This window comes from Myxococcales bacterium (assembly GCA_016717005.1).
In the GTDB taxonomy this organism is placed as follows: Bacteria; Myxococcota_A; Polyangia; order Haliangiales; family Haliangiaceae; genus UBA2376.
Genome location: JADJUF010000039.1, coordinates 413,300 through 436,329, shown reverse-complemented (window position 1 = coordinate 436,329; position 23,030 = coordinate 413,300). Strand labels below are relative to the sequence as shown.

At 72.8% G+C, this 23,030-nt stretch carries 19 protein-coding genes; 8 read left to right on the top strand and 11 right to left on the bottom strand.

Annotated elements, in window-relative coordinates; all coding sequences use genetic code 11:
* Positions 1 to 114: 114 nt before the first annotated feature.
* From IPL61_32870 to IPL61_32855, 4 genes are read right to left on the bottom strand one after another with little or no spacing between them, the layout of a single operon-like run.
* A complete protein-coding gene (locus IPL61_32870; GenBank protein ID MBK9035990.1) occupies positions 115 to 1,215 on the bottom strand; it encodes a hypothetical protein in 1,101 nt (366 codons plus the stop codon).
* The gene (locus IPL61_32865; GenBank protein ID MBK9035989.1) at positions 1,212 to 2,390 is read right to left on the bottom strand and encodes a hypothetical protein; all 1,179 of its coding nucleotides are present in this window, start codon (positions 2,388 to 2,390) and stop codon (positions 1,212 to 1,214) included. The genes IPL61_32870 and IPL61_32865 overlap by 4 nt, the downstream gene beginning before the upstream one ends.
* An 18-nt stretch (positions 2,391 to 2,408) precedes the next feature.
* On the bottom strand, positions 2,409 to 4,895 hold the full coding sequence (locus tag IPL61_32860) for a hypothetical protein (protein MBK9035988.1): 2,487 nt from the start codon (positions 4,893 to 4,895) through the stop codon (positions 2,409 to 2,411).
* Positions 4,892 to 5,722, bottom strand: coding sequence for a DUF4159 domain-containing protein (locus IPL61_32855; protein ID MBK9035987.1), 831 nt, complete (start codon positions 5,720 to 5,722; stop codon positions 4,892 to 4,894). The genes IPL61_32860 and IPL61_32855 overlap by 4 nt, the downstream gene beginning before the upstream one ends.
* Before the next feature lie 113 nt (positions 5,723 to 5,835).
* On the opposite strand from IPL61_32855, the gene IPL61_32850 reads away from it, so the two are divergent.
* From IPL61_32850 to IPL61_32830, 5 genes are all read left to right on the top strand, one after another.
* Positions 5,836 to 6,555 carry a hypothetical protein gene (locus IPL61_32850; protein MBK9035986.1) on the top strand — a complete coding sequence of 240 codons (720 nt, stop codon included), beginning with the start codon at positions 5,836 to 5,838 and terminating at the stop codon, positions 6,553 to 6,555.
* Positions 6,556 to 6,572: 17 nt separating this feature from the next.
* Complete coding sequence (locus tag IPL61_32845) at positions 6,573 to 7,520, top strand: ABC transporter ATP-binding protein (protein MBK9035985.1); 948 nt, start codon at positions 6,573 to 6,575, stop codon at positions 7,518 to 7,520.
* A complete protein-coding gene (locus tag IPL61_32840) occupies positions 7,517 to 8,317 on the top strand; it encodes an ABC transporter permease (protein ID MBK9035984.1) in 801 nt (266 codons plus the stop codon). Before IPL61_32845 ends, IPL61_32840 begins: the two co-directional genes overlap by 4 nt.
* Positions 8,314 to 8,994: a hypothetical protein gene (locus IPL61_32835; GenBank protein MBK9035983.1), complete on the top strand. Its 681-nt coding sequence runs from the start codon at positions 8,314 to 8,316 to the stop codon at positions 8,992 to 8,994. The genes IPL61_32840 and IPL61_32835 overlap by 4 nt, the downstream gene beginning before the upstream one ends.
* An 85-nt stretch (positions 8,995 to 9,079) precedes the next feature.
* The gene (locus tag IPL61_32830; GenBank protein MBK9035982.1) at positions 9,080 to 11,167 is read left to right on the top strand and encodes an ATP-binding protein; all 2,088 of its coding nucleotides are present in this window, start codon (positions 9,080 to 9,082) and stop codon (positions 11,165 to 11,167) included.
* A 51-nt stretch (positions 11,168 to 11,218) separates the two neighbouring features.
* On the opposite strand, the gene IPL61_32825 is transcribed toward IPL61_32830, so the two are convergent.
* Positions 11,219 to 12,523 (bottom strand): hypothetical protein, encoded by a 1,305-nt coding sequence (locus IPL61_32825; GenBank protein ID MBK9035981.1) that lies wholly within the window; start codon positions 12,521 to 12,523, stop codon positions 11,219 to 11,221.
* Positions 12,524 to 12,661: 138 nt separating this feature from the next.
* Between IPL61_32825 and IPL61_32820 the strand changes: the two genes are divergently transcribed.
* A complete protein-coding gene (locus IPL61_32820) occupies positions 12,662 to 14,485 on the top strand; it encodes a HEAT repeat domain-containing protein (GenBank protein MBK9035980.1) in 1,824 nt (607 codons plus the stop codon).
* Positions 14,486 to 14,760: 275 nt separating this feature from the next.
* On the opposite strand, the gene IPL61_32815 is transcribed toward IPL61_32820, so the two are convergent.
* Positions 14,761 to 15,066: a hypothetical protein gene (locus IPL61_32815; protein MBK9035979.1), complete on the bottom strand. Its 306-nt coding sequence runs from the start codon at positions 15,064 to 15,066 to the stop codon at positions 14,761 to 14,763.
* Positions 15,067 to 15,102: 36 nt separating this feature from the next.
* Here IPL61_32815 and IPL61_32810 point away from each other — a divergent pair, with 36 nt between their 5' ends.
* A complete protein-coding gene (locus tag IPL61_32810) occupies positions 15,103 to 15,501 on the top strand; it encodes a hypothetical protein (protein ID MBK9035978.1) in 399 nt (132 codons plus the stop codon).
* A gap of 358 nt (positions 15,502 to 15,859) precedes the next feature.
* Here the strand turns inward: IPL61_32810 and IPL61_32805 are convergent, their stop codons facing one another.
* The 4 genes from IPL61_32805 to IPL61_32790 all read right to left on the bottom strand — a co-directional run bounded on the left by IPL61_32805 (position 15,860) and on the right by IPL61_32790 (position 20,379).
* Positions 15,860 to 16,666: a hypothetical protein gene (locus IPL61_32805; GenBank protein ID MBK9035977.1), complete on the bottom strand. Its 807-nt coding sequence runs from the start codon at positions 16,664 to 16,666 to the stop codon at positions 15,860 to 15,862.
* Between the two features lie 11 nt (positions 16,667 to 16,677).
* The gene (locus IPL61_32800; GenBank protein ID MBK9035976.1) at positions 16,678 to 18,975 is read right to left on the bottom strand and encodes a hypothetical protein; all 2,298 of its coding nucleotides are present in this window, start codon (positions 18,973 to 18,975) and stop codon (positions 16,678 to 16,680) included.
* Positions 18,976 to 18,988: 13 nt separating this feature from the next.
* The gene (locus IPL61_32795; GenBank protein MBK9035975.1) at positions 18,989 to 19,684 is read right to left on the bottom strand and encodes a PASTA domain-containing protein; all 696 of its coding nucleotides are present in this window, start codon (positions 19,682 to 19,684) and stop codon (positions 18,989 to 18,991) included.
* A 347-nt stretch (positions 19,685 to 20,031) separates the two neighbouring features.
* Positions 20,032 to 20,379, bottom strand: a complete 348-nt coding sequence (locus tag IPL61_32790) for a hypothetical protein (GenBank protein MBK9035974.1) — start codon at positions 20,377 to 20,379, stop codon at positions 20,032 to 20,034.
* Positions 20,380 to 20,498: 119 nt separating this feature from the next.
* Between IPL61_32790 and IPL61_32785 the strand changes: the two genes are divergently transcribed.
* A complete protein-coding gene (locus IPL61_32785; protein MBK9035973.1) occupies positions 20,499 to 20,981 on the top strand; it encodes a hypothetical protein in 483 nt (160 codons plus the stop codon).
* Positions 20,982 to 21,076: 95 nt separating this feature from the next.
* Here the strand turns inward: IPL61_32785 and IPL61_32780 are convergent, their stop codons facing one another.
* Complete coding sequence (locus tag IPL61_32780) at positions 21,077 to 23,017, bottom strand: TonB-dependent receptor (GenBank protein MBK9035972.1); 1,941 nt, start codon at positions 23,015 to 23,017, stop codon at positions 21,077 to 21,079.
* Between the last annotated feature and the right edge of the window lie 13 nt (positions 23,018 to 23,030).

The following is a 23,030-nucleotide window of genomic DNA, read 5'->3' as shown; positions in this document are numbered from 1 at the left end:
TCCCCATGGGCTTCGTTCCAACTCCTCGAGGTATAGGCAGTAGCCCTTCGTCGTTGCGCCTCGCCCTTGGGGCGCTCGACGCCGTGGACGGATCACAATCACCCGGTCGGAGCGCTAGCGCGCCGGCGCGGTCGTCGGCGCGGGCGGCAGCGGCGGCAGCCAGGCCGCGGCGCCGTCGACGACGCGCTCGATGACCACCGGGCGCTCGACGTAGGTGCCCGGGAGGCGCGCGCGGTACAGCGACAGCGGCCCGGTCGGCAGCGGCACGACGCTGTCGTCGACCGCGCCGTCGTCGTCGCCGCCGCCCTCCTCGACCTGGGCGGGCGAGGCCGCGTCGGCGCTGGCCGCCCCGTCGCGCGGGCCCAGCACCAGCGCCCACGCGCCGTCGGCCGACAGCGACACCGCGGTGTAGCCCTTCCAGCACTTGTACTCGCCGCCGACCGCGCGGATGACGCAGGCCTTGCCGCCGTCCTGGACCAGCAGCCAGCCGGCGTCCCACGACCAGTCGAGCACGACGCCGTCGCGGATCAGCCGCCGGCGGGCGGTGCCGCCGTCGAGCGCGAACCCGAACAGCTGATCGCGCGGCTCGGTCGCCTTGGGCTGGCCGGTCGGCGGCGCGGTGTAGACGCCGACCCCGCGGCGGCCGTCGGGCGAGATCACGACGCCGCGGACGGGCGCCTCGGGCGCGACCACGCGCGCCTTGGTGCGGTCGGTGATCGGCGCCGCGTGGATCGCGCCGTCGGCCACCCACACCAGCTCGCGGGCCCCGGCGCGCTCGGTCAGCGCCACGGTCGCGCCCGGCAGATCGCGGGTGAACACCTTGGCGTCGGCCAGGCGGATCAGCAGGGCCTTGCCGGCGGCGGACGCGCACACGACGCAGTCGCCGCCCTGCGACAGCCGCGCGGTCGTGCCGGCGCACGGCAGCGGCGCCAGCGCGGCGGTGGCGCCCTCGGTCGGCATGGCCGCCCAGTACCAGCGGCCGGCGACGTCGACGAGCAGGGTCGAGCCGGCCAGGTCGGTGCGGATCATGCGGACGTCGGCGGCCGGGCCGGGCAGCGTCGCCAGCTCGACCTCCGGCGCCTTGCCGCGGCCGTCGGTCAGCCACAGCGAGGTCCCGCGCGCGAACACCACGCGGCCGTCAGGGTCCTTGGCGCCCGCCGCCGCCGACCCCGTCAGCGCCATCGCCACGGCCGCCGCGACGAGCGCCGTCTTCACCGCAGCACCAGCGCGGCGACCTCGGCGTCGCGCCCCATCACCGAGCTGACGAAGCGGCCGCGGCCGGGCACGTCGAGCAGCACCACCGGCCCGAACCGCGGGAAGTGCGCGTCGAACGCGCGCACGCCGTCGGCCAGGGCCCGGGCGCCGGCGTCGAACGCGGGGCGCGCCAGCGGCTTGCCGTCGACGAACACCTCGGACAGGAACTCGAGCGGGGCGACCCAGCCGGCGCCGTCCTTGTGGATCCGATCCCGGACCATGCCGCTCAGCTTGTCGCCGGCGCGCAGCACGTGATCCCAGTCGCGCTTGCCGAGCGCGGCCGCGACGTCGAGGTCGAACCGCTCGGCCGGGAACACGAGCACGACCGTGCCGGCCAGGTCGGCCACGGCGATCGGCGGACCGGCGACGACCGGGGCCGGCGCGGCGACCGGGGTCGGCGCGGACGGTGGCGGCGGCGGCGGCTCGGGCGCGAGCTTGGGCCGGGGCGCGCCGGGGAAGGTCGAGAACTGGTCGACCGCGGCCAGCGCGGCCTCGAGCTCGAGCGAGCGCCGCTGATCCCAGGTGCCGTCGGCCTCGAGCACGTCGAGGATCAGCAGCTCGCCGCGGCGCTCGACCGTCACGTCGGGCGGGAGGTTGGCGAGGATGTCGTCGTCGTCGAGCTCCTCGAGGCGCTTGTCGTAGGCCATGATCTTGGCCTCGAACTCGGCGCGCTGGAGCTGGTTGGCGCGGCGCTTCCCGTCGAGGTCGACGGTGGGGTCGAGCGCCCACGCGATCAGGCACACGGCGCGCAGGTCGCGGGCCGAGCGGGCCACGAGCACCGCGTCGCCCCAGGAGCCCAGCGCGAACAGGCGCCCCAGCCGCACCGGCAGCGTCTCGCACAGCGCGATCAACGCCTCCTTGGCCGGCCGCAGATCCACCGGCACCACCGGCTCCTGCGGATCGGCGCGCAGCGGCGCGCTGTCGTCGATGATCATCAGGCGGCGCTCGGTGCGGCGCCGGAACGGGATCGACGGCGACAGCTCCATCTCCATGCGGGGATCGAGCATGTCGGGGTCCAGCAGCTTCTTCTGCTTGGCGGCGTCGGGGCCGCCGAGCGCGTCGATCAGCGTCTGCTGCTCGAGCTGCGCGTCGGCGCGGAACATCAGGTCGGTGACCAGGCTATCGAGGGCGAGCATGGGATCCTCTGAGGCGGTTTACAGGTATCCGCTGCGCTGGCGCAAGAGCCACTCGAGCCCGAGCAGGAGCAACGCCAGCGCCAGGAGGCCGGGGCGGCTCCACAGCTCGACGTCGGCGCGCTGATCGACGCGGACCACCCGCGGCAGATCGAAGTTCAGGACGGCCGGCAGGCTGTCGACCGGGCCCAGCGCCCGGCCGCCGGTGGCCAGCGCGATCTTCTCGAGCGTCCCGGGCACGCCGGCCGGCTCGTCGAGCTCGACCGAGGTGTCGCGCACCAGGAAGATGTCGCCGGCGGTGATGACCCGGCCGCTGACCTCGGCCGTGGCCTCGATCCGGTACGCGCCCGGGGCCAGGCCGCGCAGGTCGTAGGTGCCGGTGCCGTCGTCGCCGACGGTGATCGACGTGGCGCCCACCGGCGTGGCGGTGGCGGGGTCGGCGCCGCGCTTCCACGTCACCGCGACCTTGCCCTTGGCCAGCGGCTGGTAGTCGCGCCCGAGCAGCCGGGCCGTGAGCCGCACGGTCGCGCGCGGGGCGTACTCGACCGCGTCGCTGTCGATGTGCAGGTTGCGCAGGTCGGGATCCTGGATCAGCCAGCGGATCGCGTTCTCCCACAGCTTGCCGTAGGCGCGGCCGTCGTCGCCGGGGCGGCCGGCGGCGACGAAGCCGTAGCGCCACAGGCTGTCGGTGGTGATCGCCAGGGTCCGGCCCTGGCCGTAGTCGCCGGCGACGATCACCGGCATCGGCGCGCCGCGCGCGGTGCGCAGGCGCGGGTGGACCGCGAGCACCGTGGCGTCGGGCTTGGCGCCGAGCACGCGGTTGACGCCCTCGAGCTCGGGCAGCGCCTTCCACGCCGCGACGTTGTCGGCGGTGGCGTAGCGCAGCGCGGTCACCGGGTGGGTCTTGCCGGCGTCGGTCAGCTCGGGCGCGAAGCGCGCGGTGTCGATCAGGTCGCCGGCGCCCCAGGGCTCGGCCAGCTCGACCGGCAGCGCCGCGGCCACCGGCGTGCCGTGGTAGCCGCCCGAGGAGAACGACATGTCGCCGCCGAGCATCGCCAGCCCGCCGCCGCCCTCGACGTAGCTGCGGATGTTGTCGAGGTAGTCGCCGATGCCGTAGGGGAGGAACTCGAAGTTCTGCAGCACGATCACGTCGAACGACGGCAGCTGCTCCTCGAACAGCTCGCGGGTCGGGAACGGGATCAGCGACATCTCGTCGTTGGGCACCAGCGCGATGTCGTCCTGGGTCCGCAGGATGAAGAACGAGATCAGATCGACGTTGGGGTTGTCCTCGAGCATCGCCCGCAGCGCCCGGACGTCCCAGGCCGGCGCGCCGGCGACCTGGAGCACGCGGATCTTGTCGCGGATGACCCGGACCACGAACGCCCGGGTGTTGTTCGCGTCGACGGCCTCGTCGCCGGCGACCGGCACCGCGATCTCGTACAGGTAGCGCCCGACCCGGGGCGGGGTGACCTCGAACGTCACCGTGGCGGTGCCGTCGGCGGGCAGATCGACCCACTTCTGGCGCTCGACCTTGCCGTCGGCGGCGAGCGAGACCTGGACCCGGCGCGCCGGGTAGCCGGTCGAGCGGATCACCGCCTCGAGCCGCACGACCGTGCGCACGAACGCGAACTCGTCGGCCAGGACCCGCTGCACCGCCACGTCGCGCAGCCCCGGCCGCGCGGTCCAGACCGTGTGCACGCGGGTGTCGAGCGAGCGCAGGAAGTCGCCCATCACGCCCTCGCCCTCGCTGAACTCGCCGGTGGCGGCGCCGTCGGACAGGACCACCATGCCGGCGAGGTCGCGGCCGTCGTAGCGGGCCCGGATCGCCTCGAGCGCCTTGCGCAGCAGGGAGGCCTCGCCGGTCGCGGGCGTGCGGGCGACGCCCTCGAGCGAGGTCGGCGCGACCACGTCGGAGAAGGTGTAGACGTCGAGCTGGTGGTCCTTGCGCCAGGCCGCGAGCGCGTCGGTCGACGCGTCGAGCAGCGCCCGCACGCGCTCGGTCCGGGTCGGCCCACCGGCCCGATCGTGCAGCGCCATCGAGCGCGAGTCGTCGACCAGGATCGCGACCCGGTTGGGCTCGCGCGCCACCTGCCGCAGCTCGATGGCCGGCTCGAGGAACACCACCAGCGCGATCACCGCGGCGCCGGCCCGCAGCGACACCATCGCCGCGCGCCGCAGCGGCGTGGCGCCGCGGCTGGCGCGCCAGCCCAGCGCCGCGATCGCCGCCACCGCGATCGAGCCGAGCCACAGCCCGCGCCGCCGCCACGGCGCCAGCAGCACCCAGCGGTGCTCGTTGAACTCGACCGCCGCCGGCGCGGCCAGGCGCACCGTCAGCGCCACCAGCGCCTCGGCCGCGATCACGCCGACCGCGCCGAACACCGCGCACAGCGCGATCGTGCCCACCCGCGGGGCGCCGCGGCGGCGGGCCAGCACGGCGACCGCGGCCCCGATCACCGCGACCGCGGCCAGGAGCCACCGCATGCGCGGATCGAACAGGGCGACGGTCACGGCTTGGGCGGCGTCGGCGGCGCGGCCGGGGTCTGGGCGCCGTCATCGGGACGCCAGCGCCGCCGGCGCATGATGAACGGCACGTGGACCTGGTCGGTCTTGTAGTCGAGGCACAGCGCGTACATCGCCAGGTTGACGCCCATCCGGTAGGCGAGCTCGCGCTGGCGATCGCCGTCGGGCTCGCACGGGAACGCGTAGTTGCCGAAGTTGTCCTTGGTCCACGCGCCGCCGAGGTCGTTCTGGACGTAGGCGACGGTGAGCCGGCCGCTGCGGGTGATGCCCTCCATCACCGGCGACAGCGCCAGGCGCCCGAGCGGTCGCTCGAGCAGGTAGAACGCCTTGTAGACCACGTGATCGGCTGGCACCAGCTCGAGGCCCGGGGCCGGGGTCGGGTACAGCGCCGCGCACAGCGCCCGCACCGACTTGTCGAACGCGCCGTCGGTGGTGCCCTCGGCCGAGTCGATCAGCAGGAACCCGCCGAAGGTCAGGAACCGTCGGAGCGCCTCGACCCCGGCCGGGCTCGGCACCGCGAACTCGCGATCGCCGGCCAGGTACAGGAACGGGGTCTCGTGCAGGGTCGGCGCGGTCGGGGCCACGGTCGGCGCCTCGAGATCGACCGCGATCGAGGTGCGCTTGTCGAGCTCCCACAGCAGCCGTCGCAGCGCGTCGGGCCGCGGCTGCGGCGCGCCGAGCGCCAGCTGGCCGACCCGGAACTTCGACCCGGGGCCGATCGCGCGTGCTCGCCGAGGCCAGGCCAGGGCGGCGGCCCCGACCAGCCCGGCGCCGAGGAGGCGACGGCGCGAGATCACGCCCAAAGCTAACCCCAGAGTGCACCGGTGTCGACCAGCCGGATCGAGGACCCGCCGGATCGAGGCCGCGCGCAATCTCGCCCGGGCCGACCGGCGCGCCGGCGGGGTCGGCCGTGATAGCGTGGACGCCGATGAGAGCCCTGTCGGCCGCAGGCCTGACCGTCGCGATCGCGCTGCTCCCGGGCCTGGCCCGTGGCGACGGCCTGGCCCCGGTCGACGACGCCGCCGCCGCGGGCGAGGGCCCCGGCGACGGCGAGCCGAAGCTCTACACCACCGAGCCGGTGGCGCCGCCGTCGATGGCTCGCCGCACCCACAAGGGTCAGGTCGGGCTGGCGGTGTCGCTGCTCACCGGCGGTCGCTTCATCAAGACCTACGACAACGAGTACTGCGGCGACCGCGACAGCAACGGCAACACCACCGGCAACTCGGCCGTGTGCCTGGGCCGGATCCCGTTCGCGTTCGACCTGTCGGTCAGCTACGGCCTGACCGGGCGGGTCGAGCTCATGTTCGACATGCGCCTCGGCGTCGAGCGCGACTTCGGCGGCAGCGTCACCGCCAGCGACGGGCCGCGCCTGCGCCACTACGCGCCGGGCGTGAAGTTCTACTTCAACGACACCGGCGTCCTGAAGTTCTTCTCGACCGCGCAGCTCGCGATCGACGACACCGGCTACACCAGCCCGACCGGCGACGAGCTCGGCACCGACGTGTCGATCCGCAACGCCAACGGCATCCACCTCGACTTCCACGAGGCCTACGGCGCGTACGCGTTCTTCGCCGAGGACATCGCGTTCCGCCGCTGGATCTCGGTCGGGATCGAGTTCGGCGTCGGGTTCCAGGGCCGCTACCCGTAGGCGCCGCCGTGGCCGTCATCACCGTCACCGATCTGGCGAAGACCTACCGCACGCCGTTCCGGCGCAAGAAGGTCGAGGCCCTGCGCGGCGTCTCGTTCGAGGTCGCCGCCGGCGAGGTGTTCGGCTTCCTCGGGCCCAACGGCGCCGGCAAGACCACGACCATCCGCTGCCTGATGGGCCTGTGCTCGATCACCGGCGGCAAGGCCGAGATCCTGGGCGCGCCGGTGCCGACCCGGGCCGCGCGCCAGCGCATGGGCTTCCTGCCCGAGCAGCCGTACTTCTACGACTACCTGACCGTCGGCGAGCTGCTCGATCTGGGCGGGCGCCTGTTCGGGATGTCGGCCGCCGATCGCCGCGCCCGCGCTGACCTGCTGATCGTCAAGGTCGGGCTCGACCGCGCCCGCGGCCTGCCGCTCAAGAAGTTCTCGAAGGGCATGATGCAGCGGGCCGGGCTGGCGCTGGCGCTGATCAACGATCCCGAGCTGGTCGTGCTCGACGAGCCGATGAGCGGGCTCGATCCGATCGGCCGCAAGGAGATCCGCGATCTGATCCTCGAGCAGCGCGACGGCGGCAAGACCGTGTTCTTCTCGTCGCACATCCTGTCCGACGTCGAGTCGATCTGCGATCGGGTCGCGATCTGCGTCGCCGGCACGATCCGCGACATCGGCCGGCCGAGCGATCTGGTCGACGCCACGACCCTCGACTCCGAGGTGCGCCTGGCGCTGGCCGACGACGCGCCGGCCGAGGCGGTCGCGGCGATCTCGGCCCGGGCCAGCACCGCGCGCCGGGTCCCGGGCGAGCTGCTGGTGACCGTGGCCGCGAGCAGCGACCTCGACGACCTGCTGGCGTTCGCGCGCGGCCAGGGCGCCCGGGTGCTGGCGGTCACGCCGCGGCACGAGACCCTCGAGGATCTGTTCCTGCGTCGGGTCGAGGACGAGCGCAAGGCCGGGACGGTGCCGCTGTGACGGCGTCGCTGGGCCGGATGTGGGCGATCGGCCTCAACACCTTCCGCGAGGCCGCGCGCATCAAGATCCTCTACGGGATCCTGCTGATCGTCGTCGCCGCCAACCTGCTGGCGATCGTGCTGGGCGAGATGTCGATCAGCCAGCAGGGGCGGGTGGTGCGCGACATCGGCGTGGCCGGCATCTCGATCTTCGGCGCGCTGACCGCGATCGTGGTCGGCGTGCTCCTGCTCTACAGCGAGATCCAGAAGCGCACGATCTACTCGATCATCTCCAAGCCGCTGGCCCGGTGGGAGTTCGTGCTCGGCAAGTACCTGGGCATGGCGCTGATCCTGACGGTGCTGGTGGCGCTGTTCGCGCTGGCGATGGTGGTCCTGCTCGGCTACCAGGGCGTGGCGGTCACCGGCCCGGTGGTCAAGGCGATCGTGCTGGCGTGGTTCGAGGTGCTGACGGTGGCGGCGATCGCGGTGTTCTTCTCGTCGTTCTCGAGCCCGTTCCTGTCGGGCCTGTTCGCGCTGGCGCTGTGGTTGATCGGCCGGTTCACGCCCGACCTGCGCGCCGCCATCGCGACCTCCGAGACCCCGTGGATCAAGCTGGTCGCCCGGGGCGCGCTGGCGATCGTGCCCGACCTGCACGTGTTCTCGATCTCCGGCTCCGAGGTCGACGGTCAGCACGTCTCGATCCACGCCGACTTCGTCGACTGGGGCTACGTCGCGCTGGCGGCCGGCCACGCCGCGCTGTGGATCGGCGCGCTGCTGGTGCTGGCGTGCGCGATCTTCCGCAAGCGGGACTTCGTGTGAGGCTGCCGGCGGCGCTGGTCGTGGTGGCGGCGTGCAAGCCGCTGCCGCCGGCGCCCAACGTCGCGCTCCACCGCGACACCGCGGCCGCGCCGGTCGACAGCACCACCGCGATGCTGATCGTCGGCATCGCCGGTGAGCTGTTCTCGGACGGCCTCGGCGCGGCGATCCGGATCGAGCGCCAGGTCACGACCCGCACCGCGGTCGGCGGCGAGCTGACGATCGGGAGAGGCGAGGGCGACCGCGACCACCCGCACATCTGGATGGTCGCCGCGCGCGGTTTCGGGCTGGCCACGCCCGCCGCGCACGACTGGGTCGCGCTGACCTACGGCGCCGGCCTGGCGTGGCTCTCGACCGGCCTGGTCAGCGCCACCGTCCACGCCGGCGGCGCCGTCAGCTACCCCAACGACTACGGCACGCCCTACCTGCACCTGGGCCTGGCGCCGGTCGTGGTGCTGCGCGCGGGCGACCCGCTCGGCGACCCCACCGGCCCGCGCTCCGATGAGGCGCCGGCGCCGGCGCGGTCGGAGGTGTTCTGGCTGGCCGACGTCGGCCTCGTCGGCGTGCTCGGCGACACCGGCCAGCGGCTGTCGGTCGACCTCGGGTGGGCCGGCGCGCTGGTCGCCGACGAGCTCCTGATCGAGCTGTCGGCCGCCGACAGCCAGCGCGTCGAGCCCTGACCCCACCTCGAGTGGCAGGGGCCTGACCGTGGATCGGCGCCGCGCCGACGGGTGGCCGGTGATCGCGTCGTGCTACCGTCCGCGCGTGGCGTCGGTCGCACCGTCCACCTCCGACCAGCTCGACGAGATCGCGGCGATCGCCCGCGGCTGGCTCGAGGCGCTCCTGCGCCGGACCGCGCGCGCGCCCGACGCGGTCGAGGGCGTGCCGCGATCGCGGTTCGCGGTCGCCGCCAGCGACGTGGTCCGCATCCTCGACGGCGCCCGCACCGGCGCCGGTGGCGCCGACGACGTCGACCCGCGCTGGGCCGCGCTAGGCGCGCGACCGGGCCGGCTGGCGACGCTGGCGAGCGGGCTCGGGCTCACGGACCTCGAGCTGCGGATCGTCGCCGCGATGATCGCGCCCGAGCACGATCCCGACCTCGAGCGCGCCTACGCGTTCGCGTGGGACGACTTCACGCGCAAGCGCCCCGACGTCGGCTTCCTGATCGAGCTGGTCGGCGGCGACGACGCCGCCCGGCGCGGCGCGGTGCGGTCGGCGCTGGCGCCCGAGGGCGCGCTGCGGCGGCTGCGGGTGGTGCTGGTCGGCGTCGCCGCCGACACCGACGTGACGCCGCCGGCCCGGCGCCCGGCCCGGCTGGCCGATCGGGTGATCGGCTTCCTCCAGGGCGACGACGGCCTCGATCCCGCGCTCGACGGCGTGGTCGCGCTGGCCCCGCCGGCGACCGTCGCCGACGTCGTCGCGGCGCCCGCGGTCGTGGCGGTGGTGCGCCGCGCGCTGACCCAGGCCGGCGCGGCGCCGCCGCGGGTGCTGGTCCACGGCAGCGCCGGCATCGGCAAGACGCTGCTGGTGCGCGCGCTCGCCACCGAGGCCGGTCGGTCGGTCGTGCGGGTCGACGTCGCCGAGCTGGTGCGCGCCCCCGATCGGCTCGACGAGCGCATGGCCCGGATCGCGCGCGAGGCCGGCCTGCGCGGCGCGATCACGCTGTTCCACGAGGTCGGCGTGTTCGCCGAGGTCGCCCCAGGGCTGACCGAGCGCTTCGCCGACCTGGTGCGGCGCACGCCCGGCCCCGTGGTGCTGACCGCGCACGTCCGGCCGCCGTGGTTGACCCCGGCCGTCCCCGAGCTGGTCGAGGTCGCGGTGCCGGGGCCGACGCTGCACGAGCGGATCGAGCTGTGGCAGCGCGGCCTGGCCGGGGTCGGCGGCGGCGACCTGGTCGATCCCGGCGAGGTCCGGGCGATCGCCGCGCGGTTCGCGCTGGGCGGCGGCGCGATCCGCCGCGCCGCCGAGCGCGCGGTCAGCCAGGCCCGCCTGCGCGGCGACGCGCGGATCGATCTGGCGGCGCTGGGCGAGAGCGCGCGGCTGATGCTGCAGCACCGGCTCGGCACCGTCGCGCGCCGGATCGAGCCCGGGTTCGTCTGGGACGATCTGGTCCTGCCCGACGACACCCACGACACGATCCGCGAGCTGTGCAACTTCGCCAAGTACCGGGCGGCGCTGCTCGAGGAGTGGGGCTGGGCCCGCAAGCTGCCGTACGGCCGCGGCGTGTCGGCGATCATGGCCGGGCCGCCCGGCACCGGCAAGACCATGGTCGCGCAGCTCCTGGCGCGCGAGCTCGGCTACGACCTGTACCTGATCGAGCTGGCCCAGGTCGTCAACAAGTACGTCGGCGAGACCGAGAAGAACCTGGCGCGGGTGTTCGACGAGGCCGAGAACTCGCACGCGATCCTGTTCTTCGACGAGGCCGACGCGCTGTTCGCCAAGCGCACCGAGGTCAAGAGCTCTAACGATCGCTACGCCAACCTCGAGGTCAACTACCTGCTGCAGCGGATGGAGACCTACAACGGCGTGACGCTCCTGGCCACCAACCTCGAGCAGGGCATCGACGACGCGTTCAAGCGGCGCGTGCGCTTCACGATCCAGTTCGAGATGCCGGAGCCGCCGGTGCGGACCGCGCTGTGGAAGAGCATGTTCCCGCCCGAGAGCAAGGTGGCCGAGGACATCGACTGGGAGCGCCTCGGCGCGCGGTTCGAGATGTCGGGCGGCTACATCAAGAAGGCGGCCCTGCGCGCGGCCGCCCGCGCCATGGATCGCGGCAGCGACGCCACGATCACCGGCGCCGATCTGGAGCTGGCGGCGGGGCTCGAGTACCGCGAGATGGGCCGCATCGGCTGATCGCGGCGCTCGGGGGCGCGCGGTGCGCGGCGGGGCGCGCTCGCCCGCCTGCTACTCGGGATCGGCGACGGGCTCTTCGTCCTCGACCTGCACCGCCGAGACCGCGTCGGCCAGCGGCACCCTGCGGGCGCCCGCGCGGGCGGCGGCGATGGTCTCGGGGCCGATCCGGCCGTCGACCCCGACGCCGTTGGCCTGCTGCCACGCGATGATGACCTCCGGCGACACCGAGCCGTCGGGGAGCACGTACTGGTTGTCGGTCAGCTCGTTGAACGCCGCGACCAGCTCGGCGTGGCGTTCGTTGTACCGGCGCGCGCCGGCGACCCACGCCTCCTCGACGGCGTGGGGCTGCGTCAGGGCCTCCTCGATCACCGGCTCGGCCTTGATCTCCTCCTGCTGCGGCGCGGGCTCGGTCGAGGTCTCGGCCTGCTTCTCCTCCTCCTCGACGACGACCGCCTCGGCGACGACCTCGGCGCCCTGCTCCTTGGTCGCCTCCTCGAGGATCGGCGCCCGCAGGTCGGGGTGCTCGGCGAGCGCGGTGCCGATCAGCTCGGGCGCGGCCTCGGGCACGGCCGTGACCGTGTCGACCAGCGTGGCCTCGGCGGCGTCGGTGGCCTCGTCCTTGGTCTCCTGCGCGGGCGTGCCGGCCTGCTCCTCCTTCTGCTCGGCCTCCATCACGCCCATCTGGAAGGCGACGAACTCCTCGTCGCTCTGCTCCTTGGCCATCTCCTCGATCTGGCCCTTCACGAACTCGTCGTCCTCAGCCTGGGCCATCACGCCCATCTGCTCGGCCACGAACTGCTCGTCGTTCTGGGTCCGATCCATCTCCTGGATCTGGTCCTTCACGAACTGGTCGTCCTCGGCCTCCTTGGCCATGACGCCCATCTGGAAGGCGACGAACTCCTCGTCGCTCTGCTCCTTGGCCATCTCCTCCATCTGCTGCTCGACGAACTCGTTGTCGTCCTCGGCCTTCTTCTCCTCGGCCATGACGCCCATCTGGAAGGCGACGAACTCCTCGTCGCTCTGCTCCTGGGCCATCACCTCGATCTGGTCCTGGACGAACCCGTCGTCGGTGGCCGCCTTGGCGCCCTCCTTGGCCTCGTCCTTGCCGGCCGCGGCCAGGGCCCGGTTGACGGTGTCGTTGCCGAGGTGCGCCATCGCCCACTCGAGGATCTGGTCGTGGAGCTCCGGGAAGTCCCGCAGGCGCTGGGCCAGCAGGTCGGAGTCGCCCGGGCCGAGCGTGTGCAGGTTCGCGAGGACCGCGGCCTGGCCGTGATCGTCTTTGATCGCCGCCTCGGTCGTCGGGGCGACCTCGGGGGCGATCTCGGTGAGCTTCTCGTCTTCGACAGAACGGTCCATGGGCGCTCGCCTCCAGCGGCCTACAGAATACGCTCGTCGCGCCGGATTTCTCCCCGCGGGAGGACCCGGAATCGCCCTTGCCCGGGAGTGATAAGTTCGGGTTGCATTCCGGGGGGTTGCGGTGTGAGCCTCGTCGACATGGCCAAGAATCTCGGGGGAGCCGTGATCGCGCTCCTCGATCACGAGCGGGTCGATCTCCGCGCGGCGGCGGTCACGGTGCTGGCAGAGGTCGGCGGCGGCGACGACGCGGTGGAGCGCGGGCTGATCGGCCGGCTGACCGACGCCGACCCGGTGGTGCGGCGGTTCGCGCTCGAGGCGCTGATCGGGCACGGCGCGACCGGCATCGCCAGCCACCTCGTGGCGATCCTCAAGCGCGACGACGACGCCCTGGCCGAGCGCGCGGCCCAGGTGCTGGCGGGCCAGGGCGCGGTGGCCGAGAGCGCGCTGCGCAAGGAGCTGGGCCACGGCCCGGTGGCGGCCCGACGGGCGATCGCGCAGCTGCTGGTCAAGCGCGTCACCGTCGCGGCGGTCGACGCGCTGCTCGATCAGCTCGGCGATCACGAGCTCGGCGAGCAGGTGCTGCAGCTGGTCCGCCACGAGCTCGACGCCGGCGACGACAAGCTGACCGAGCTGGTGGCCAAGGCCGCGACCGCGCGGGTCGGCGACAGCGGCAAGCGCCTCGACAAGGAGCTGGCGCGGGTCGAGAAGGACCACGCCAAGGCCACGCCCGCCGCCAAGGCCGCCGGCAAGGGTGGCAAGGCCAAGCCCGTCGACGACGCCAAGGCGGCGCCGCCGTTCGATCCCACCCGCGACCCGGCGGTGGTGCCGCTCCTGACCGAGCACACGGCGCTGTTGCGCCTGCTCGGGTACCTGGCCCGGCCCCAGGCGCAGGCGCTGCTCGTGGCCCAGGCCCAGCCGGGCCGGGCGCGCCCGGTGCGGTTCGCGGCCATCGCGGCGCTGCGCCGGATCGTCGCCGCCAGCGAGGCCAAGGGCACCGAGGCCGCGATCGAGGCGCTGATCGAGTACGCCGACGGCGCCGATCTCGGGATCGCGCAGACCGCGATCGACACGCTGCGCGGCGCGCGCATCCCCGAGCGCCTGGCCAAGGCGTTCGCGGGCCTGGCCAAGTCGAAGAACCCGGCCGCCCAGAAGCTGGCGATGGAGCGCCTGCCCGCCGGCGGCGGCGCCGGCGCGGTCAAGGCGCTGATCGACGCGCTCGGCGGCGACGACGTCACCGCCCGCGACGCCGCGGCGCGCGGCCTGGCCAAGGCGCCCGAGGCGGTGCTGCCGCTGACCCGGGCGCTGCTGGCCGCCACCGACGAGCAGGTCGCGCGGCGCTACGCCGGCGCGCTGCGGGCCCACCGCGGCCACGTCTCGGCGGCGGCGCTCGACGAGCTGGTCGCGACCGCCCACGAGCACCTCGAGCGTCACGGCAAGGGCAAGAGCGACGCCGACTCGATCCTGCTCGAGCGCGTGCTGACCGAGCTGATCGCCGATCTCGCGCCGGCCAAGCACGTCGAGCTGCTGTTCGAGTACGCGCGGCGCCTCCGCCGGGCCGGCAAGCCGGGCGAGGCGTTCGCGGCGCTCAAGCCGCTCCTGCGCAGCCGCGCCGATCTCGACGCCGCCATCGACGACGACGCCCGGTTCTTCCTCGCCGTGCTCGGCCTCAAGGCCGCCGGCAAGGCGATCCTGCGCGCCGCCCACGCCGACGATCCGGTGCTGGCGCAGTTCGGCCGCCTGGCCCGCAGCGGCTACCCGGTCGGCAAGAAGCTCGGCAAGGACAAGGACGTCGAGGACGAGGAGATCTACGGCCTCGGCTTCCGCCTGCTCGAGTCACCCGAGGGCGACGATCAGGAGCTCGGCGCCGAGCTGCTGGCCGGCATCGTCGAGGAGCGCCCGCGCAGCAAGCTGGCCAAGGCGGCCAAGAACAAGCTGAAGCTCACCGGCCACCTCGACGATTGAGCGCCGGCCGGCGGGGCAGATCAGCGCCTGTCGGTATTTCGGTCGAGCACCGAGCCGCGCGCCGGGAGTCTCGCGTCGTGGGCGGTCCTATTCTATGGGGGCCAGTCGCGTCGCTATGTTGGAGTAATCTCAGGCGGTTGGATCCCACGGGCGACCGCGCTATGCCGCCCCGTTCCGGCTGGAGTGGCAGCACGCTGGCAGCACGGACCAAGCGGTCGACGAGCGCGACGGCCGATGGCGCAGAGCGGCGCGCGGCGTAGGCGACCGCTCGTCCCTCACGGCGCGCGGCTCGAGGGCGCGCCGAGGATGGGCTGCATGAGCGCCTCGAGCGCGACCCGCTTGGCCTCGGCGGCCGGCGACAGCGCGTCCGCGTAGGGCGTGAGCTGGACGAAGACGACGTCGCCAGCCTCGAGCACCGCGAACGGCTCGACCGCGGCGCGGATCGCCGCGGGGCCGCCGATGGCGTCAGCGTGGCGGCGCTGCAGGAACGTGCCCCACTCGGGCTCGCGGGCGTACGGACCCCAGGTCCGGCGGGCGCCCCACAGGCGCCCGGTACGGGCGTCGAGCTCGGTGCCTGGCATGCCACCGCTGCAGATCGCCACTCCGACCGCCTCCAAGTGGCTGGGGGCCGCCACTACGACACCAGCGGCGAGACCGATGTGCACTACGAACTGCTCGAAGACGGTGGCGACGAGGCCATCCGCGTCAGAACACCGGGCGAGCACGGCAGCGCCGAGGCTGAGATGGCCCTGGTATCGATACGGCAGGTGCAGATCCATCTCGGTGAGCGCGCGACTCGCAGGCGCAATGCACCTGAGCCGGATCAGCTCGACTTGGTCCGGGTCGGCCCGTTGAGCTTCGGTGCCGAGACCGAAGAGGATCACGTCGCCTTGGCGATCGTCCGCTTGAGGCGCGACCAGTTGAACCGGGCAGGCTTCGTGAGCCTGCCGGTCGCCAGGGGCATGTACGTCTGGTCCTTGATGAGATCTTTGACGCTGCGACGCGTCGAGGGGTAGCGCGAGGAGCCTCTGGATCAGGTCGAGTTCCTCGACGATCGCGCGATCGAAGTGGAACGCGAAGGCGAGCAAGCCTGCACTACTCGCACTTCGGGTAGCGGTAGCCCTGGCCTTGAACCCATCGCCGCCCGTTGGGCCCATCCGCTCTGCCAGCACTTCTCCCACGGTTTGCCGGCGGAGTTCTCTTTCGGGAACGCCTTGTCGACATCCGGGACGTATCGCGAGGCCTGGTCGACGGCGTCGGACGTGCTCCAGCTGCTCGGCTTGAACTCCCAGACCGTGCACTGGGCGTGGCTGACGCAGTCGGCGAAGCCGCCGCCGGCGGGATCGGCGCGCGGCGTAGGCGACCGCTCGTCCCTCACGGCGCGCGGCTCGAGGGCGCGCCGAGGATGGGCTGCATGAGCGCCTCGAGCGCGACCCGCTTGGCCTCGGCGGCCGGCGACAGCTCGTCCGCGTAGGGCGTGAGCTGGACGAAGACGACGTCGCCAGCCTCGAGCACCGCGAACGGCTCGACCGCGGCGCGGATCGCCGCGGGGCCGCCGATGGCGTCAGCGTGGCGGCGCTGCAGGAACGTGCCCCACTCGGGCTCGCGGGCGTACGGACCCCAGGTCCACCGGGCTCCCCAGAGTCGACCTGTGCGAACGAAGAGCGAAGTGCCCGGCATCCCCCCGCTCGCCCTCGCCGTGCCCAGCGCTTCACGGCACGTCGGCGCAGCCACCACGACACCGACGGCGAGACCGAGTTCCGCGACGAGGTCCCGGAACACGCCCGCAACGAGGACATCCACATCGGCGCATCGCGCCAATACCCGAGCGCCAAGCCCAAATGCGCCATCGAACCGGTAGGGCAATCGCCGGTCCGGGGCGACGTGATCGTATGTGTCGGATGAGATGAGATCCAGCATCAGCTCCACGTGGTCCGCGTCAGGACCCGATGGAGCTGAACTCAAACCGACGACGATGACCTCAGTCTCCTCGATGGTCTTCTTGAGGCGCTTCCACTCAAACGCGCCGGGTTTCCTCAGCTTGCGGGTTGCGAGCGGCATGCACGTCTGATGCGTGATCAGATCGATCACGCGCGACGAGTCGAGATGGGTCATGAGCAGGTCGTCGACCAGGGTCAGATGGTCGACAATCCGCCGATCGAAGCTCAGGCCAAACGCCAATGCGGCTAGCATTACTCGCACTTCGGATAGGCATAGCCGCGGGGGATGTAGCCGCGGCCACCCGAAGGCCCATCCGCACGCCAACACTGCTCCCACGGCTTGCCAGCCGCGTTGCTCTTTGAGAAGGCGCTCTCGACGCCCCCCACATAGTCGCGGGCCTGCCGTTCGGCTTGGTCGATCGTCCAGCTGCTCGGCTTGAACTCCCAGACCGTGCACTGGGCATGGCTGACGCAGTCGGCGAAGCCGCCGCCGGCGGCGAACTCGACCTCGGCGCACGCGAACTGTGAGTCGCGCTGCAGCTCGCGGTGCTTGGCGCGGCCGTACTTGTTGGACGCGGCGACGCGAGGGTTGCTCTGGCCCTTGAGGACGTCGTCGGACGCGTTCACGAAGGCCTGGCGATCGCTGGCGAGCATGCCGAACAGCTTCGAGCGGTCCTTGTCGCGCAGCGCGGCCACGGCCGCGATCATCTCACGGAGCGGCGCCAGCAGGCCCTTGTCGACGGCGGTCAGCGCCTCGTTGTCCTTGAGCGCGGTCTCGCTGTCGGCCTGGAACGTGCGCAGATCGCGGTAGATCGCCTCGAGCCGGGCCTGGTTCGCGTCGGCGCCCTTGACGTACTCGTCCAGGCGGCCCCGGGCGGCGGACACGAGCCGGTTGCCCATGTCCTGCGACAGCCGGTCGGCCTCGTCGCCGTCCTTCTCCTGATCCTGGCTGCACATGAAGACGATGAGCTGGTTCAGCTCGTCGGTGTCGAACTTGCGCAGGCGCCGCGAGTCGTTGATGCCCGCCCAGACCGCGCTCTCGGTCTGCTTGTACTCCGCCTGCAGCGCCGTCCAGCGGCTGGTCAGCTCGGCGATGCGCCGCTTGGCCCGGTCGTTGGCCGACGACTCCTCGCCGGCGAGCTTCTGCACGGCGTCCTTCACGTCGCGGGCCTCGTCGCCCTTGGCGAGCTCGTCGCACGCCGCGTGGGCCGCCTCGCGGGCCTTCTTCCAGTACTCGAACATCGCGCTGGCCGACGCACGGTGCTTCCCGGTGACGTCGCGCCACCGCCCCTCGCTCGGATCGAACCGCTGGGCATCGGCGAGCGCCCGCTCCATCACAGCGTGCTGCTCGTCGGTCTTGGCCAGGCCGGCCTTGATCGGCTCGGCGAAGCCGCGAGCCCGCAGCGGGATCTCCTTCACACCCCGAGGCTCGGACTTGTCGACGTAGCCACGGATGAGCTCGCGCAGGCGCTCGCTGCTCTCCCGGCACTTCTGCGGCGCCAGGTCGGCGGCGAACTGCGCCAGCTTGAGGACCCGCAGCTGCTTCCAGGCCTCGCGGGCAGCGCGGGCGATGTTCCGGTACAGCTCGAGCCGACGGCGGGCCTCGCCGTCGTTGCCCTTGACCCGATCGAGCTGGTCGAGGTTGCGCTCGAGCTCGCCGAGCTTGCTCTCGGCGGCGCTGATGTCGGAGTCGGAGCTGTCGCCCTCGAGGCGGTCGAGCGACGAGGCGATCTCGCTGAGCTGACGGTCCATCGCGTCGTAGAGCCCCTCGATGCCCCGCTTGCCCTCAGCGAGCTTCTTCATCGCCTCCTCGACCAGGGGGTTGCGGTCGTCCTTGGCCAGGTTGCCGCACACGTCGTCGCGCTTGAGCTGCTCTTGCTTGTCGAGCAGGTACTTGTAGACCGCCGCGCCGGCGCCGATCAGGTACGAGCGCACGTCGCTCCACTTGCCGTCGCTGGCCGAGAAGTCATCGACGCGATCGTTCCAGGCGTACATCTCGTAGCGCGTGCGCTCGGCCTGCTCGAGCAGCTCCTTGCCGACCCGGGCCGCCTCGCGCGCCAGCTTCGGCACCTCCTCGAGGCCGCGCGGATCGCCGCTGTCGGTGTAGCCTCGCATCTTCGCGACCAGCTCGCGCTGCGCGTCCTCGCACTTGCGCGGCCACTCGTCGAGCTTGCGCTGGCTGGTCTTCATCTCGCGCAGGTACTTGACCGCGTCCTGGAACTTGCGCGCGTAGTCCGGGTAGTAGTCCCCCATGCGCTTGGCGTCCGAGTTGTCGTCGGCGTTGTACTTGAGGTCGTTGGCCTTGTCGTAGACGTACTCGGACTTCGCGAGCGCGCTGTCGACGTACGAGGTGCCCGAGTCCCCCGGCACGTTCGACAGCGCGCTGGCCATGTCTGACAGCAGCTGGTTGATCTCGGCCATCAGCCGGTTCCGGGTCGCCTCGTCGGCCCGGGCCGGCCGCGCGATCACCAGCGCGGCGATTGTGGCCGCGGCCGCGACCGCGGTGAGGAGCAGGACCGCGCGACCGCGGCGTGTGCGAGGGAGGGTCATGGCGGGCTCCAGGTCAGAAGTACGTGTCGGGCTTCGCCGCGGGCGGCGGCGTGGTGGCGGGCGGCGTCGGGTCGCTCGGGTCGACCGTCGTCGGCGGCGCGGCCACGGGCTGCGGCAGGCCGACGTAGAGGCGGCCCTGCATCCGCACCTGCTTGCGCTGCTTGGGGCCGGGCGAGATCTTGCAGATCGTCCTGGCGGCGCAGCCGGGCTCGACGACCTCGATCACCTCGAAGCTGGTCTCGATCGGCAGCTGCGCGCGGGCGAGCATCGTGCGCGCGACGTCGATCGACTTGCCGACGACCTCGGGCACCCGCCGCCACTCGCCGGGGCCGTTGGAGCCGCCCTCCCACGCGTCCTTCTCGAGCGTGTACGTCAGGCGCACCGTGCCCCCGTAGGTCGTGGCGCCGACCTCGGGCCGCTGCTTGCAGATCGTGCCCTGCTTGGCCATCTGGTGGTCCTCGCCCTCGCCGCACAGGTCCGCACCCTGCTCGGTGGTGCTGGCCACGTTGAACCCGGCCGACCGCAGCAGCGCCTCGGCCTCGGCCGGGGTCTTGCCACGCACGTCGGGCATCGGCGCTTGCCGCGTCGAGTCACCGCTCGACGACGACGTCGACGACGGGCCCGAGCCCGACGACAGCGTCGAGCCGCCCAGCTTCCCCGAGAACGAGCACGCCGCCAGCGCGACACACGCGAGTGGGACGATCTTCATCGCGCCACGCTACCCGCCGCGCCGAGACCTGGAAATCACCCGAGAGGGGTGATGTCCGGTGATGTCCGTCGTGGACACGAGGTCCGCCTCCGCACTGGCCAGGACGCCCAAGAGCGGGCGCGCGCGGTCTGCCGAGCGCGCGGCGACGGACGCCTCGCCGCGCGTCCTCTCGACCGGAGCGGGACCCGGCGTCGCCACAACCGGATCAACGACGACCTCGCAGCGGCCTTCGTGGAGGCGGGCATCCCGCGACGCAAGGGCAGCGGCTGGCACATGATGGCGGGAGAGGGATGATGAGTGTCCACAAAATCGGGGAGGCTCAATGTTCAGGGCGCCCCGATTGCGCGTCACGGTCCCTTCACGCGGAGTTCGTCGCGCAGGATGCGCGCCATGTGTATCGCGTGCCGCGTATCGCGAGGTAGGTCGACGACACGCTCCCATGCGCAGTTGTCGGGGTCGGAGAAGTCGATCTGAAAAAACCACGGCTGCCCGTCCGGGGCGATGACGTTCCCGCAGCAGCAGGGACCTTCGTCATTGAGCAAGTAGTTCGCGAGCACCCACGCTTGGACGACGACACCGTGCGCCTCCCAGAACGTGTATGCCGCGCGAGGAAGCGCCCCGCCTCGGAAGCGGTCGTTCGCGCGCACCACGTCGTCGTAGGCGCACTGCTCGGTGATCCGGCCGAAGGTAGCCACACACAGCATCGTACGCGCACCGCGAAACCCACCTTGATGCGATGTCTCCAAATTTTCGATCGGCCCTGGCCCCCGATCTGGGTGGCGGTGACCCGGCGCCCAGTCGGGCCGCGATCCGGGTGGCTGCGCCCCGGCGCCAGGCGGCGCACCAGGTGATCGCCGGCAAGCGCCCGTGGCCACCTCACCGCGGCGTGTTCCCGGCCCACGTGCGCGCGGTCGCGCGCGACCTGATGACCGAGCGCTTGCGCGTGGAGGCCTGCGCGCGGGTCCACGCGGAGTGCGAGCTGGCGCAGGTGCGCATGGCGGCGGCGCAGATCGGCGACCTCGCGGGGGTGGCCGAGCTGGCGCACACCGCGGGCGAGGTGATGGTGTTCCATCGCGCCGATGATCCCGCGCTGGTGGCGGCGGCGATCCCGGTCTGCGAGAGCGTGCGCGCGCTGCTCGAGCGCCTCGCCCACCAGGACACCGGCGCGGACACCGTGCCGGTCGTCGCGCCGTTTGCGCGCGGCGCGGTGCCCGAGCCGATCGTGGCCGACGGTCCGAGCCACGCGGCGCGGCCCGCGGCGATCCGCACAGAGCAGACGCCGAAGGAGCGGAGGTGAGCGCCGAGCCCACCCAAGAGCGGCAAGGGCCGCGTCGTGGCGCTCTCCAACGAGCCATCAAGGCGCCGCTGCGTAGCGCGGCGCGCGCTCGAACCTCACTGGCGAAAGCCGACAGTCACCAGCGCGGTCAGCGGCATGCCGGGCGTGAAGTGCACGTCCTCGACCACGGCCGCCGTCGCTGAGACCCGGGACTCGTCGGCGAACTGCGCCTCGCGCCAGTCGCGGTCGAGCAGGTTGTTGATGGTCAGGCCGAACGACCAGCACCGCACACGGTGCTCGGCCACCACGTCGAGCAACAGGTAGCCCTCGGCGGTGAGCGAGCCGTCGTCGTTGGCCGGCCGGTCGCCGATCCCGCGCGCGCGCAGCGCCACGAAGCTGTCGCCGCGATGCGCGGTGACGCCGGCGCCACCCATCACGCGCGGGGCCAGCGCCAGCGCACCGCCGTTGCCGGCGTTGGCGACGAAGGTCGCGCGTCCGATCGCGAGGTTGGCGTCGATGGCCAGCCACGGCGTCGCGTCCCAGGACGCGTCGAGGTCGACGCCGTAGCGGCGGGTCGGATCCGACGGCTCGGTGCCGCCGGCGTCGCCGCTCCAGACCTGCTCGGACGAGAGGTACAGGTACCAGAGGTCCGCCGACGCGCGCAGGCCGCGCACGGGCGCGACGCGTACGCCGGCCTCGGCGCCGGACGCCCGCGCGAGCGCGCCGCGGCCATCGGTGGCGACCGCGGCCCGGGCGTCGTTGGAGTGAAAGCCGAGGCCACCGCTGACGAACACGTCGACACCGTCGGTCGCGCGGGCGACCACCGACAGCTTGGGCGAGACGATCGCGCGCTGGGCGGTGCCGCCGGTGGTCGCCGGCGTGGTCTGGGTCTCGGGGTCGAGGTCGTCCACGTCCCAGGTGAACTGGTCGAGGCGCAGCCCCGCGAGCACGCGCACGCGCACGCCCACTGACAGATCTTCTTCGGCGTAGACCGCCAGGTTGCGGATCCGGCTGGCGGCCCGGTTGCACGGGTTGGCGTTCGCGAAGCAGTCGGCCAGGCGCTGCCGCTGGCTGGTGTGCCACAGCTCGGTGGTCACGTCGTCGGCGCGGCTCTGCGCGCCCACCCGGAGCAGCCCCGCGAGCGCCCCGGTCTGGTGGGTTCGGCGATAGACGACGTTGGTGCCGACCACGGCGCGGGCGTCGGTCTGCTCGATCTGGTCACCCGCGACCGGGTCGCGCAGGAACAGGGTGAAGTTCGAGAACAGGCGCAGCCGATAGTCGACCAGGTACGCGTCGACGTTCCAGGCCCCCTCGGCCGGCTCGCCCAGCGCGTAGCCCAGCGCGAGGCTCGCCCGCGACGACGTGCCGCCCTCGGTCGGATCGCTCGCGCCGAATCGATCGAGCCGGCCGGCGGCCACCGCGGCAGCCGGGATCTGCCCCGACTGGTTCCAGCGCGCGGCGTAGAAGGTCCCCGCCACGTGCAGCTCACCGTCGCCGACCGGGCGCGTCCACTTGAGCAGCGAGGCGCCGCGACGGAAGGCCTGCGGGTTGATGAACGGCCCGTCGCTGTCGCCGATCTCGGCCGCGACCAGCGCCGCGCCCCGCTCGAGCCGAGGGCTGCCCATGCCGACCAGGCGATACGACGGACGGCGCTCGTAGGCCACCGGCCCTGCCAGCTCGCCGCCGCCGGTCAGCCACACCTGGGTGCCCGGCGCGACGGCGGCGGTCTTCATCTCGATCGCGCCCGCGGTGTAGAAGTCGCCGTAGCGCGCCGCGTACGGCCCCTTGTGCACGTCGACGCTGTCGACGGTCTCGGGGATCAGCCAGTGGGTGTCGGCGTAGCCTTGGCCGTGGCCATGGCTGGTCAGGTTGGCGGGGACGCCGTCGACGAAGATCGCGACGTCGGTGCCGTGGTCGGCGTCGAAGCCGCGCAAGAAGTACTGATCGGACTTGCCGCCGCCGGCGTGCTGCGCGACCACCAGCCCCGGGGTCTGGCGCAGCAGATCCGACGGTTGGTCGTGCGGACGTCGGCGCAGCTCCTCGCGTGAGAAGTGCACGGAGGACGCCGAC